The sequence below is a fragment of the Niallia sp. FSL W8-0177 genome, assembly GCF_038006285.1.
Taxonomy (GTDB): Bacteria; Bacillota; Bacilli; order Bacillales; family Cytobacillaceae; genus Niallia; species Niallia circulans_A.
This window is the reverse complement of sequence record NZ_JBBOUX010000001.1, coordinates 2,721,937-2,736,043: the sequence shown is the minus strand read 5'-3', so window position 1 is coordinate 2,736,043 and position 14,107 is coordinate 2,721,937. Positions and strand designations below refer to the sequence as shown.

Annotated in this window: 14 protein-coding genes and 2 other annotated features; all 14 genes read left to right on the top strand. The window is 35.6% G+C overall.

What is annotated here, in order from left to right:
- The first annotated feature begins 151 nt into the window (after positions 1–151).
- The 14 genes from polA to NST77_RS13460 all read left to right on the top strand — a co-directional run bounded on the left by polA (position 152) and on the right by NST77_RS13460 (position 14,079).
- Positions 152–2,776, top strand: coding sequence for a DNA polymerase I (gene polA / locus NST77_RS13525; protein ID WP_341123079.1), 2,625 nt, complete (start codon positions 152–154; stop codon positions 2,774–2,776).
- Positions 2,777–2,897: 121 nt separating this feature from the next.
- Positions 2,898–3,725: a DNA-formamidopyrimidine glycosylase gene (gene mutM, locus NST77_RS13520; RefSeq protein ID WP_095331436.1), complete on the top strand. Its 828-nt coding sequence runs from the start codon at positions 2,898–2,900 to the stop codon at positions 3,723–3,725.
- A 78-nt stretch (positions 3,726–3,803) separates the two neighbouring features.
- Positions 3,804–4,439, top strand: coding sequence for a sporulation membrane protein YtaF (ytaF, locus tag NST77_RS13515; protein WP_123258075.1), 636 nt, complete (start codon positions 3,804–3,806; stop codon positions 4,437–4,439).
- Positions 4,440–4,590: 151 nt separating this feature from the next.
- Positions 4,591–5,196: a dephospho-CoA kinase gene (gene coaE / locus NST77_RS13510; RefSeq protein WP_163188293.1), complete on the top strand. Its 606-nt coding sequence runs from the start codon at positions 4,591–4,593 to the stop codon at positions 5,194–5,196.
- A 112-nt stretch (positions 5,197–5,308) separates the two neighbouring features.
- Positions 5,309–5,767, top strand: a complete 459-nt coding sequence (nrdR, locus tag NST77_RS13505; protein WP_095331442.1) for a transcriptional regulator NrdR — start codon at positions 5,309–5,311, stop codon at positions 5,765–5,767.
- A 110-nt stretch (positions 5,768–5,877) separates the two neighbouring features.
- Positions 5,878–7,284 (top strand): replication initiation and membrane attachment family protein, encoded by a 1,407-nt coding sequence (locus NST77_RS13500; RefSeq protein WP_123258074.1) that lies wholly within the window; start codon positions 5,878–5,880, stop codon positions 7,282–7,284.
- A 21-nt stretch (positions 7,285–7,305) separates the two neighbouring features.
- Positions 7,306–8,235, top strand: coding sequence for a primosomal protein DnaI (gene dnaI, locus NST77_RS13495; RefSeq protein WP_095331446.1), 930 nt, complete (start codon positions 7,306–7,308; stop codon positions 8,233–8,235).
- Positions 8,236–8,277: 42 nt separating this feature from the next.
- On the top strand, positions 8,278–8,586 hold the full coding sequence (locus NST77_RS13490; protein WP_163188295.1) for a hypothetical protein: 309 nt from the start codon (positions 8,278–8,280) through the stop codon (positions 8,584–8,586).
- A gap of 403 nt (positions 8,587–8,989) precedes the next feature.
- Positions 8,990–9,835 (top strand): sporulation protein YtxC, encoded by an 846-nt coding sequence (ytxC, locus tag NST77_RS13485; protein WP_123258073.1) that lies wholly within the window; start codon positions 8,990–8,992, stop codon positions 9,833–9,835.
- Between the two features lie 71 nt (positions 9,836–9,906).
- Positions 9,907–10,147 (top strand) — a binding site (T-box leader).
- Between the two features lie 82 nt (positions 10,148–10,229).
- The gene (gene thrS, locus NST77_RS13480) at positions 10,230–12,167 is read left to right on the top strand and encodes a threonine--tRNA ligase (RefSeq protein ID WP_095331452.1); all 1,938 of its coding nucleotides are present in this window, start codon (positions 10,230–10,232) and stop codon (positions 12,165–12,167) included.
- 188 nt (positions 12,168–12,355) lie between these two features.
- Positions 12,356–12,493: a sequence feature (ribosomal protein L20 leader region), on the top strand.
- Positions 12,494–12,643: 150 nt separating this feature from the next.
- Positions 12,644–13,147: a translation initiation factor IF-3 gene (gene infC / locus NST77_RS13475; protein ID WP_016201804.1), complete on the top strand. Its 504-nt coding sequence runs from the start codon at positions 12,644–12,646 to the stop codon at positions 13,145–13,147.
- 15 nt (positions 13,148–13,162) lie between these two features.
- Complete coding sequence (gene rpmI, locus NST77_RS13470; protein ID WP_016201803.1) at positions 13,163–13,363, top strand: 50S ribosomal protein L35; 201 nt, start codon at positions 13,163–13,165, stop codon at positions 13,361–13,363.
- 26 nt (positions 13,364–13,389) lie between these two features.
- On the top strand, positions 13,390–13,746 hold the full coding sequence (gene rplT / locus NST77_RS13465; RefSeq protein WP_031534824.1) for a 50S ribosomal protein L20: 357 nt from the start codon (positions 13,390–13,392) through the stop codon (positions 13,744–13,746).
- Between the two features lie 66 nt (positions 13,747–13,812).
- Entirely contained in the window at positions 13,813–14,079 is a 267-nt protein-coding gene (locus NST77_RS13460; protein WP_095331454.1) for a DUF1294 domain-containing protein, read from the top strand.
- Positions 14,080–14,107 lie beyond the last annotated feature (28 nt).

Genomic DNA, 14,107 nt, shown 5'->3' with positions numbered 1-14,107 from the left:
AAGCACGTGTCTGGTAAGACCTCTTTTATCACAATCTCTGCTTTTTTACATTTATGAATATGTCATGTAAAATAAATAATATTAAGTCGTGTAATAATCCCCGTTTATATACGAGAAAATATACCATATTAAAAGGATGGAGGAGGATTTCTTGAAAAAGAAATTAATCTTAATTGACGGTAATAGTATTGCGTATCGAGCGTTTTTTGCTTTGCCTCTATTAAACAATGATAAAGGTGTGCACACAAATGCTGTTTATGGTTTCACGATGATGCTTATGAAAATTATTGAAGAAGAAAAGCCAACACATGCTCTTGTTGCCTTTGATGCAGGGAAAACAACTTTTCGCCATAAAACGTTTAGTGAATATAAGGGGGGGCGCCAAAAAACGCCACCAGAATTGTCGGAGCAATTCCCGTATATTAGAGAGTTGTTGAAATCCTATGGTATCCATCATTACGAATTAGAAAACTATGAAGCTGATGATATTATCGGAACACTTTCTCTTCAAGGAGAAAAAGATGGTTTTGAAGTAGTTGTAATTTCTGGTGATAAAGATTTAACCCAATTAAGTTCGGATAAGACAACTGTCTATATCACTAGAAAAGGAATTACAGACATGGAGTCCTATACGCCAGACCATATCCAAGCAAAATATGGCCTGACGCCTGACCGAATTATTGATATGAAAGGTCTAATGGGTGATAGCTCAGATAATATTCCAGGTGTCCCCGGTGTTGGAGAAAAAACAGCTATCAAATTGCTGAAGGAATTTGATTCCTTAGAAAATTTAGTCCAATCTATTGACAAAGTAAGTGGTAAAAAGCTGAAGGAAAAGTTAGAAGAATTTAAGGACCAAGCATTAATGAGTAAAGAACTTGCTACTATTTTCAGAGAAGCTCCTTTAACCATAACATTAGAAGATACAGAATTTCCTGGGATGCAAATAGAGAAATTAAAGGAGATTTTCAAAGAGCTTGGCTTTAATTCTCTTCTCGAAAAATTAGGAGATGCACCAGAAAAAGAAGAACTTGTTTTAGAAGATATCGAGTTTAAAACCGTTGAAAATATCACAGACGATATTTTTTCTGATAGGAATATTATGTATGTTGAAGTATTAGAAGATAATTATCATTATGCACCTATTCTAGGGATTTCTCTTTTAAATGATAATGGCGCATACTTTCTTCCAATTGATCATGCTTTAAAGTCGTCTGATTTTAAAAATTGGGCAGAAGATGAGAAGAAAGAAAAGATTGTTTATGATGCTAAAAGATCGGAAGTATCGTTACGTCATCAAGGAATTCATTTAAAAGGAATTACATTTGATATTCTTATCGCAGCATATTTAGCGGATCCTTCTGCAACGATTGAGGATGTTGCCTCTGTTGCTAAAAAATATGATTTTACTAATTTACAATCAGATGAAGTATTTTATGGAAAAGGAGCAAAAAGAAAGGTTCCCGAACAAGAAATATTAGCAGACCATCTCGTGAGAAAGGCATTCGCATTGAAGGCTATCCAAGAGACAATGGAAGATGAATTGAAAAAGAACGATCAAGAAGCCTTATTTTACGATTTAGAAATGCCTTTAAGCTTGGTACTTGCTGATATGGAATCAACGGGGGTTAAGGTGGATGTATCTCGCCTAAAAGCAATGGGGCAAGAGCTTTCCGAAAGATTGAAAGAAATTGAAGGGCGAATTTATGAGCTGGCTGGTGAAACCTTTAATATCAATTCTCCAAAACAACTTGGTGTGATTTTATTTGAAAAACTTGGATTGCCAGTTGTAAAGAAAACGAAGACAGGCTATTCCACATCTGCTGATGTATTAGAGCAACTTGCTAGTTCACATGAAGTAATTAGAGAAATATTAGAATATAGGCAACTGGGGAAATTGCAATCAACCTATATAGAAGGCTTACAAAAAGTGGTCCATAATGGAAGAATTCATACAAGATTTAACCAGGTACTAACACAAACAGGTCGCTTAAGTTCGATTGATCCTAATTTGCAAAATATCCCGATTCGTTTAGAAGAAGGAAGAAAAATAAGACAAGCGTTTGTGCCGACAGAAGAGGATTGGGTAATTTTTGCTGCTGATTATAGTCAAATAGAGTTACGGGTACTTGCTCATATCGCTAATGATGAGAAATTAATCGAAGCATTTAGAGAAGATCATGATATTCATACAGAAACAGCTATGTCTGTTTTCCATGTAGAAGCTGACGAAGTAACCTCTAATATGCGAAGACATGCTAAAGCAGTTAACTTTGGTATTGTATATGGAATTAGTGATTATGGACTTTCTCAAAGTCTGCATATTACAAGAAAAGAAGCGGCGAAATTCATTGAACGTTACTTAGAAAGTTATCCAGGAGTAAGAAATTATATGGAAGAAATTGTGGCAGATGCAAAGCAAAAAGGCTATGTCTCCACTTTGCTTCAGAGAAGAAGATATTTAGCTGATATCACAAGCAGAAACTTTAATCTTCGCGGTTTTGCAGAGAGAACGGCGATGAATACACCAATCCAAGGAAGTGCAGCTGATATCATCAAAAAAGCGATGATTGATATGGCAAAGCGCTTGGAAGTAGAAGGGTTGAAAGCAAAATTGTTGCTGCAGGTTCACGATGAATTGATTTTTGAAGCTCCTAAAGACGAAATAGAAAAGCTGAAAGAAATTGTGCCAGATGTAATGGAACATGCAGTTGAATTAAGCGTGCCTTTAAAAGTGGACTATTCTTACGGTCCAACTTGGTATGATGCAAAATAATAAAGACTGTTCTCTAAAAGATTATTCTTTTTTCTATAGAAATAATTAGGCGATAGTTTAAAGGAACAAATTTTCACGAATCTTATAATAGAAATTTTTTACATGAAAGGAGGGGATGGAAATGCCAGAATTACCAGAAGTTGAAACGGTACGAAAAACGCTGAAACAGCTGACGCAAAATAAAGTAATAAAAGAAGTGGTTGTATCATGGGCAAAAATGATTAAAAAACCAGAAAATGTGGAAGAATTTTCGGATGCATTGGTTGGTCAAACCATTTTAGATGTTAAAAGACGTGGGAAATTTATATTAATTGAAACAAATGATTTTACCATCGTCTCCCATTTGCGAATGGAAGGCAAATATGGAGTATTTCAAGCACAAGAGCCAGTTGATAAGCATACCCATGTTATTTTCTTTTTTGAAGATGGTTCAGAGCTACGGTATAAAGATGTCCGGAAATTCGGTACCATGCATTTATTTAAAAAAGGGGAAGAATCAAACGCCATGCCTCTTTCGCAATTAGGACCTGAACCTTTTGCTGCTGACTTTACGATAGCGAATTTTTCAGAGCGTTTATCGAAAACAAATCGCAGTATCAAAACAGCATTGTTGGATCAAAAGATTGTGGTTGGGTTAGGAAATATATATGTAGATGAATCTTTATTTCGAAGTGGCATTCATCCGGAGAGAACAGCAAATTCCCTAGATGTGAAAGAAATAGAAAAATTATATAAAGAAATCATCGCTACTTTATCTGAAGCGGTCGAAAAAGGTGGTAGCACGATTCGCTCTTATGTAAACACCCAAGGACAAATTGGAATGTTTCAGCTTGAACTATATGTATATGGTCGTAAGGGCCAAGAGTGCAAAGTATGTGGCCATACTTTAGAAAGAATTATAGTCGGGGGAAGAGGAACCGTTTTTTGTCCTAATTGCCAAAAAAAATAAAACAATAAACCTGAATTAACATTGGATGGGCTCTTTCCATATAGTATATTACTATTGATTTGGAAGGAGCTTATCTTTATGGTCCAGGTGTTTTCTCTTTTATTGTTAGCAATCGCTGTTAGCATCGATAGCTTTAGTGTTGGTTTTACGTACGGACTTCGAAAAATGAAAATGCCCTTAAATTCTATCCTGATTATCGCCTGTTGTTCCGGTTTAACACTTCTGATAGCGATGTTAGTTGGTCATGTTATCTCAAGGATATTCTCCCCTTCGTTTGCAGAGAGTATAGGTGGGATTATTTTAATCCTATTAGGTGGTTGGATTCTTTACCAATATTTTAAGCCGAGCAAGGAAAAGGAAATACTAACAGAAGAAAAGAATATTATTAATTTTGAAATAAAATCTTTAGGGATTGTCATCAATATTTTAAAGAAGCCATTAACAGCCGATTTTGATAAATCAGGAACAATTACAGGGCTAGAAGCAGTTGTGTTAGGTTTCGCCTTGTCTTTGGATGCATTTGGAGCTGGAATTGGTGCCTCTATGCTAGGGTTTCCTCCATTATTTTTAACACTTGCTGTGATTTTTATGAGTACTTCCTTTGTTTCATTAGGGATTTATCTAGGGAGATTTCTTTCAGAGAAAAGTTATATGGATAAATTCTCCTTTATTCCTGGGATTATCCTAATCATTATTGGGATCTTTAAACTTTAATTATTTATTTATGAAATAGGTTGTTTCTTTTAGGCGGTGAACCTCCTTGGTGAATCGCCTTTAGAATTCATCTATCTTCTCTATTAATAAAAAGAGAAGGCTTTTTTATCGATTTTGTTACATACTAAAAATCAATAAGGTAGGTATTTTTATGACGTTAATAGTTGGATTAACGGGAGGAATTGCGAGTGGAAAATCAACAATCTCCTCCTATTATCAATCACTAAATATTCCGATTATCGATGCGGACATTGAATCAAGACTTGCTGTAGAAAAAGGAGAACCAGCATATCTAAAGATAGCGTCTCATTTTGGCAAGGGAGTTTTACATTCAGATGGAACGCTAAATCGTCAAAAGCTGGGAGAAATTATTTTTTCAAATGAAGAGGAACGCCGTGTGCTTAATAGCATTGTGCATCCTGATGTTAGAAGAAGGATGGATGAGAAGCAGAAAAAAGCAGTGGAATCGGGCGAAAAAGTAGTGATCTTAGATATTCCCTTGCTCTTTGAAAATAAACTAAATCACACAGTTGATCGAACAATCTTAGTATATGTGGATCAGGATACTCAAATTACGCGATTAATGAAAAGAAATGATTTAAGTTATGAGCAAGCGCTCAAAAGAATAAACACTCAAATGCCGTTACAGGAGAAACTTGCTCTTGCTGATGAAGTAATTAATAATAATGGATCGATGGAAGAGTCAATCCAACAAGCAAACAGAATTTTAAAAAAATGGAATGTTTCCCCTCGCTGAATTTCATCTTTTGATAGAGAAATTTAGATAATTACTTGTACAAGCTTGCAATTTTATATAATATGAAGATAAGTATATACATGGAACAATGAATTCGGAGCTGATAATAGAAATGAGATGTCCTACCTGTCAACATAATAACACCCGCGTTCTTGATTCACGACCAGTTGATGAGTATAAATCGATTCGAAGAAGAAGAGAATGTGAGGCTTGTGGGAATCGATTTACTACTTTTGAAAAGGTAGAAGAAATTCCTTTGATTGTAGTGAAGAAGGAAGGGACGCGTGAAGAATTTAGCAGGGATAAAATATTGCGTGGCTTAATAAGAGCTTGTGAGAAGAGACCGGTAGCTTTAAAACAATTAGAGGAAATAACAGCAGAAGTAGAGAAAGAACTTCGCAGTAATGCTGCTTCCGAAATAAAAAGTGAGGCAATCGGTGAGATGGTAATGGATCGATTGGCGAAGATCGATGAAGTAGCGTATGTACGTTTTGCATCTGTATATCGCCAATTTAAAGATATTAATGTGTTTATTGATGAATTGAAAGAATTAATCAAAAAAGATTATTAAAAAGTTACATGGAAAAGATTACTAAGGGAGCTAAAGATTTCTTTGGCTCTTTTTTGCCTTTCCTCCCTCTATGGCGGGAAGGATTGAAATAGAAAGGAAGGATGATGAGTATGTCTCAGCATTGGCAAGACCTGCTTCCTGTCGATAGATATCGAGTAGCGGTGAATGGACTGTTGAGTGATTATGATCGAAAGACAATCACCTTCTTATATCAGCCATTAATTGGGACAAAGTGTTTAGCTTTATACATGACCTTATGGGCAGAAGTGGAAGAGAATCGCTTGTGGTCTCTGACAAATACACATCATAGCTTAATGAATTTTATGAGTTGTGGTTTAAATGATATATATGAAGCAAGACTAAAGTTAGAAGGAATTGGTCTTTTAAAAACATATTTAAAGAAAGAAGATGGCAATCGGTCGTTTATATATGAACTACAGCCGCCTTTATCACCCGCTCAGTATTTTCTTGATGGAATGCTAAATGTTTATTTATATAGAAAAATTGGAAAAGCACAGTATAGCAGATTGAAGAAGTTCTTTTCTGATGAAAAAATCGCAGATCCTAGTTTCCAGCCAATAACGAAAGCATTCCAAGAGGTATTTATGTCTGATCATAGTGGTGCTGTTCGAGCAATACATGAATTAGAGGAAGAAGAGACTACTGATCAGACCTATGTGGGGAGAGAAGAACAACCGGGAATACAAATTACTAAGAGCGACTTTGACTTTGAATTGTTATATGCGGGAATTCACGATTCTTTATTATCGAAAAAGGCATTTACGAAAAAGGTGAAGGAAGCGATCCAAAATCTTGCCTTTATTTATGGAATTGATCCAATTCAAATGAAGAATATTGTTATTAGTGCGATTAATCAACAGGATGAGATTGATATTGAAGAGCTGCGTATAGCTGCTCGTGATTGGTATCAATTTCAACATAATGATTTACTGCCGATGTTAGTTGATCGGAAACAGCCGCAAAAGGATTATTCATCAACCGATGCTCCAAAATCACAAGAGGAAGAATTAATCTATTATTTAGATCATGCTTCACCGCGCCAAGTGTTGAAGGATGTTTCAGGAGGTGCAGAACCTTCCAAAACAGATTTGCAAATAATTGAAGAAATTATGTTCTCGCAGAAGCTGCTCCCGGGTGTAATAAATGTGCTGATTCAATATGTTATGCTTAAAACAGATATGAAATTGACAAAGGGATATATAGAGAAGATTGCTGGCCAATGGGTTAGAAAGAATATCCGTACAGTAAAAGAGGCAATGGATCTAGCGAAAAAAGAGCACAAGCAATATATGGAATGGGCTCAAGGTAAAAAAAATCCACAGTCGAAGTCAACTCGAAAAGCTATCCGGACAGAAAAAATCCCCGAATGGTTTGGGCAAAATCAGGATAACGAAGGAACGAAAAAAACGGAAGAAAATACTTCTTCCAAGGAAGCAAACGATCAAGATTTGGAACAAAAAAAGCGTGAACTGGAAGAGCGCATAAAAAAATTATAATATCAGGTGGTGGAGTAAACGGTGGAAAGAATTAACGATACCTTAAAGAAATTTGGTGCGGGTAATAATTTTCAGGAACGATACCGTGCTATGAAACAGGAAGTGCTTGCACATCCTGATGTAAGGGCCTTTCTACGAGAGCATGAGGACGAGCTTACTTCCAATGCAGTTGATGTTGGCATGATAAAGCTATATGAATATGCCAATCAAAGCAAAGCTTGCAATAAATGCCCTAGTCTTCAAGGATGTGTAAATATGATGCAGGGATACCATCCTAGTCTAGTAATAGTCAGAGGGAATATTGAGATTCAGTATGACCGTTGTCCCCGTAAGTTGACGGAAGATAATCAGAAGAAAAAAGAGAAGTTGATTAAAAGCTTATATGTACCAAAGGATATTCTGGAAGCTTCCTTCAATACCATTGATCTTGACGGAGAGAGAATGGAGGCAGTGGAAGCTGCTATCCGATTTGTAGAGGATTATAAACCTGGTGAAAGACATAAAGGAATCTATTTTTATGGAGAATTTGGGGTTGGCAAATCATATATTTTAGGAGCCATTGCTAATAAACTTTCTCAAAAGCAAATTTCGTCTATGATTGTATATGTTCCTGAATTATTTAGAGAAATGAAGAGCTCCATTGCTGATAGCACATTAAATGATAAAATCGAAAGTATAAAACGTGAGCCTATTTTAATGCTGGACGATATCGGAGCAGAAACAATGTCTAGTTGGATTCGAGATGAGGTGCTTGGACCGATTTTGCAGTTCAGAATGTTAGAGAATTTACCTACGTTATTTACGTCTAATTTTGACTTTAGTGGCTTAGAGCATCATCTTACTTATTCGCAAAGAGGAGAAGAGGAAAAGATGAAAGCGATGAGAGTAATGGAGAGAATTCGTTACTTATCTACACCTATTCGCGTGAAAGGAAAAAATAAGCGAACATAATAGAGTTAAAAAGTTTCAATTTTTAGTAAGGAGAAGTGTGCGTTGACGGAAATTTCAAATGCAGAAAAATTAGTAATAAAGCGGTATAACCAGTTTCTTTTCTTTGTATCGATGACGATATTGTTATTATTAATTCCCTTTTTTCTGTCTTTTTATAGTCCGGGAATCTATAAAATAATCCTAGCGTTATTGGTATTTGGTTTAACCTATACGTATATAATAAAGAATAGAAGATTACTTGCATATATAAGAACTCGATGCGAAAAACGATCCATTTCGTTTCAAAAATTGTATAGTGGATATATTATTTTGTATGCTCTCGTATTAGGAGCTATCCTATTGTTTTTGTGATGGAATTTTATTAATGATGAAGATAGACTAAGTCGATAATTTGTCTCTGTTTGTCGATAAAAAGATATGGGAGAAGTATAATTGCATTTTCACACATTTCTTGGAGTGGAGGGGGTGAGACTCCTGTGGGATTAGTACGAACCTCACGGAAAGCGAACCCCTGAAATGGAAAGTAACATCCCACTCGAAGGAATTGATAAATATACTGTAGCCAAACCTCTATTTCCAAAATATAGGTGTTTGACTACAGTGTGAGACAGACTAAGTGGATAGTCTGTCTTTTTTGTTTTTTAACTATTTTTTATAAACGTCCATTCATCTGCATACATATTTTATAGTCTAATTTCTACCTCTCCCCCATATATATGAAATCGAGGACTTCTTTATAAAAGGGGGGATACGGTTGATTGAAATTCAATTTCATGATCAAAAAGATGCTTTGAGGTTTTTGCGCATACTGAAGAAACAAGTAAAATATGCGGAGTCGTTTGACAGAATGGACGACGACAATAAGTGTATTATTGTTAAAACAGATGGAAGCAGTAAGGAGATAAAGAAATGCTTAACTGCTTTTATCTTGCATATAAAAACAGATGATTGGGCAAGAGAAATATTAAAAAATCGTTATTTCTATATGGATGAACTAGAACAGCGAAGTATATTAGAAATACTTCATAGTTTAGTGGAGGAAGAGCGGGAAGGACTTACCACTTTAACAAAAGAGATAAACATAAAAAGTTGTCTGACAGAGTGTATGAATAACTTCATAATAGAACAACATAAAGAATTTTCCTTTGATTCCTTTGTGACCTTTCGATTAAAATCTTTTATTGGAAAGTTGATAAAATACATAGAATTATCGATTGATGAGTACAAAATGGAACAAGAATATCAGGTGTTTATTCATACTTTGCGAAATTCCCTTTCCAAAAAGGCTGCAAAAGTGAATCATATCCATGTGTTAATCGATCTAGAAATACAATTTTTTGATACAGAATACCGGGAAATTCCCCAGCAAGAGCTAATGATGCTGTATGATCAAAAAAATGTTGTTTCTTCTACCCATTATATCGATCCCTATTCTCTAGGACCATTGCTTGCCCTCGCACCGAAAACTATCTTTTTGTATACAGAGGATAGAGAGTTACCTATTGTGCGAACTATTGTAAATATTTTTGAAGAACGAGTACAACTTTTAGAAAAGGAACAATTTTTTCTAAGAATAAGCACACAGACAGAAATGAAGTAAGTTTCCCTTTAATTCCCTTGATTTTATGTCTAGAAAAGCATATAATAACGTACATAAATTAACTATAACTTATACCTGTAATGATAAGGACAATAGTTTTCTTGTACGGTTTTAAGAGAGGGAAGGATGCTGGGAACTTCCTAACACGATAAGATTGCTTACCACCTTTAAACTTCAGTCAGGAACGGGATTATCCTCAGTAATGACTGGCGGTCTCAGCAGCCGTTATCTGTTTAAACTAAAGCCAGACATTTTCATTGTTTGGGAATTAGGGTGGAACCACGTGTTTTTACTATAAAACTCGTCCCTTCGTATAGGGACGGGTTTTTTTGCGTTTTAATCGGTTCTTATCGTACAAGGAAAGCTTAATGGCAAAAATAAAGGAGGAAGTTTCATGTCAGAATTAATTAAGATTACATTTCCAGACGGAGCGGTAAAGGAGTTTCCAGAAGGGACTACAACAGAAGATATTGCAGGTTCCATTAGCCCAGGCTTAAGAAAAAAAGCACTAGCAGGGAAGATTAATGGCTCTTTATATGATTTGAAAAGACCTATACTAGAGGATGCTTCTTTTGAAATCATTACACCGGATAGCCCAGATGCTTTAGAAATCTTGCGCCATAGCTCAGCACACTTAATGGCACAAGCTATTAAACGAATTTATGGAAATGTTAAGCTCGGTGTAGGGCCAGTTATCGAAAATGGATTTTACTATGATATTGATTTAGAGCAATCGTTAACACCAGAAGACTTACCAGCAATTGAAAAAGAAATGAAAAAAATTATTAACGAAAACCTGGAAATTATCCGTAAAGAAGTAAGTCGCGCAGAAGCGATTGAGCTTTTTAAAGAAATGGATGATGAATATAAACTAGAATTAATTGAAGCAATTCCTGAAGACGAGACAGTAACATTATACCAACAAGGAGAATTTATTGATCTTTGTCGCGGTGTTCACGTACCATCTACTGGAAAACTAAAAGAGTTTAAATTGCTGAACATTGCAGGTGCATACTGGAGAGGGAACAGCGATAATAAAATGCTTCAACGTATTTATGGAACAGCATTTTTTAAGAAGAATGAGTTAGAAGAGCACTTACGCTTTTTAGAAGAGGCAAAAGAAAGAGATCATCGCAAAATCGGAAAAGAATTAGATTTATTTATGACTTCTCAAAAAGTGGGACAAGGCTTGCCGCTATGGCTGCCAAAAGGCGCAACAATCAGACGCATTGTAGAGCGTTATATTGTAGATAAAGAAGAGCGATTGGGCTATAACCATGTATATACACCAATCATGGGAAGTGTCGATTTGTATAAAACATCTGGACACTGGGATCATTATCAAGAAGATATGTTCCCTGTGATGGAAATGGATAATGAGCAGCTAGTTCTTCGTCCGATGAACTGTCCGCACCATATGGTTGTTTACAAAAATGATATTCACAGCTATCGTGAATTACCAATCCGTATCGCAGAACTTGGCACAATGCATCGTTACGAAATGTCTGGTGCTTTATCAGGATTACAGCGTGTTCGCGGGATGACTCTAAATGATGCACATATTTTTGTAAGACCAGACCAAATTAAAGATGAATTCAAGCGTGTTGTAAACTTAGTGTTAGAAGTATATAAAGACTTTAATATTACAGATTACTCGTTCCGTTTATCTTATCGTGATCCTGCAGATACAGAGAAATACTTTGATGATGATGCGATGTGGAATAAAGCACAAAGCATGTTGAAAGAAGCAATGGACGACCTAGGTTTAGATTACTTTGAAGCAGAAGGAGAAGCAGCTTTCTACGGTCCGAAATTAGATGTGCAAGTGAAGACAGCCTTAGGAAAGGATGAAACACTTTCTACTGTCCAATTGGACTTCTTATTACCTGAACGCTTTGACTTAACATATGTTGGAGAAGATGGAAAGCAGCATCGTCCAGTAGTTATCCACAGAGGTGTAGTGTCAACAATGGAGCGTTTTATTGCATTCTTGATTGAAGAATACAAAGGAGCATTCCCTACATGGTTATCACCAGTACAAGTACAAGTTATTCCAGTATCACCTTCTGTTCATTTTGAATATGCAAAAGAAGTACAAGAAAACTTACAAAGACACGGTTTCCGAGTAGAGTTAGATGAGCGCGACGAGAAAATCGGCTATAAAATTCGTGAAGCACAAATGAAAAAAATTCCCTACATGCTAGTAGTAGGAGACAATGAAGTGGAAGACAAAGCCGTAAATGTCCGCAAATACGGAGAACAAAAATCAGAAACAGTTTCTTATGTAGATTTCTTAGAAAAGTTAACACAAGAAGTGAAATTATCAAATTAAAAGAGTTGTAATTCCAAACGGGATTTTCTAATTTTCAACCTATATTCCGAGCTTTTCTGAAATTATGCATAAAAAGTATTGCATTGAATCCATTATTTTGATAAAATTTTTCTCGTTGTGATATTTCTTTCGTTGACTTATAGATATCAATTGTGATATAGTTACTAAGGTAAATTGAATACGAGTTTGAGGAAAAGAAGAAGCACCCGCTTCTCACCTGATTGACACAGATTCCAAGTAGTTAACAGGTATTACGTAAAACATTTTAGGTATTACTTTTGTTTCGTAAGTGTGGGTGAATTCATCATCCACACTTTTTTATTTGGATGATAAAGATTACAAAGCCTACGATGTCAACTTGGGAGTCAAGTGTCAATTAGTATCTAAACTAGAGAAGGTGACCTAGGATAGAATATTCTTGACTCGAACGTTGTATTCGTCATTAACCTTGGAGGTGTTTAACTATTAGCAAAGATATGATTTTAAATGAAGGCATTCGTGCTAGAGAAGTTCGTCTTATTGACCAAAATGGAGAACAGCTTGGGATTAAAACGAAATTTGAAGCTCTTGAAATTGCAACACGTGTTAATCTTGATGTGGTTCTTGTTGCTCCAAACGCAAAGCCGCCGGTAGCTCGTATCATGGACTACGGTAAATACAAGTTTGAACAGCAAAAGAAAGAAAAAGAAGCACGTAAAAATCAAAAAATCATTAATATTAAAGAGGTTCGCCTTAGTCCAACTATAGATGAGCATGACTTTAATACAAAGCTTCGTAATGCTATTAAGTTCCTAGAAAAAGGCGATAAGGTAAAAGCATCCATCCGTTTTAAGGGACGTGCTATTACACATAAGGAAATCGGTCAACGTGTACTTGTTCGTTTTGCAGAAGCTTGTGCAGAAGTTGCCACTGTGGAATCACATCCAAAAATGGACGGTCGAAGCATGTTCATGACTTTAGCGCCTAAAAACGACAAGTAAGAGGAGGAATACCAAATGCCAAAAATGAAAACTCACCGCGGAGCTGCTAAACGTTTCAAAAAGACAGGCTCTGGTAAATTAAAACGCTCAAAAGCTTATACTAGTCACTTATTTGCTAACAAATCTACTAAGCAAAAACGTAAACTTCGCAAAGCTGGATTAGTATCCAAAGGCGATTTCAAACGCATTCGTCATTTATTAGACAACATTAAGTAATTTTTTCAATATAGGAGGGAAATAATATGCCACGTGTTAAAGGCGGTACAGTTACACGCAAACGTCGTAAAAAAGTTCTTAAATTAGCTAAAGGTTATTATGGTTCAAAACATACATTATATAAAGTTGCAAACCAACAAGTAATGAAATCATTAATGTATGCATACAGAGATCGTCGTCAAAAGAAACGTGATTTCCGTAAATTATGGATTACTCGTATCAACGCAGCTGCTCGTATTAATGGTCTTTCTTATAGCCGTTTAATGCACGGATTAAAATTAGCTGGTATCGAAGTAAACCGCAAAATGCTTGCTGAACTTGCTGTAAGCGATGAAAAAGCATTTGCTGAATTAGCAACAGTTGCAAAACAAAACTTAAAATAAGTTTTTAAAAGAAGGTAGCTTATACCTTCTTTTTTTCTATACTTTTTTGCGAAAGGGGAAGAGCATGTGATTACATATGTATTAATCTATTTGGCAGTAGTGAATATATTCGCATACTTTTTAATGGGAATAGATAAAAAAAGGGCTATTAAGCATCAGTATCGGATAAGTGAAAGGACATTATGGATTACGGCTATTCTATTTGGGGCGTTTGGTTTATTTATTGGAATGCAAAAGTTTCGTCATAAAACAAAGCATGCTTCTTTCAAATATGGTTTACCTCTCTTGACATTACTAGATGCTGGGATTGTACTTTACATACTAAATGTTTAGGCATATTCTCGTCTTTTTTCTTATACAC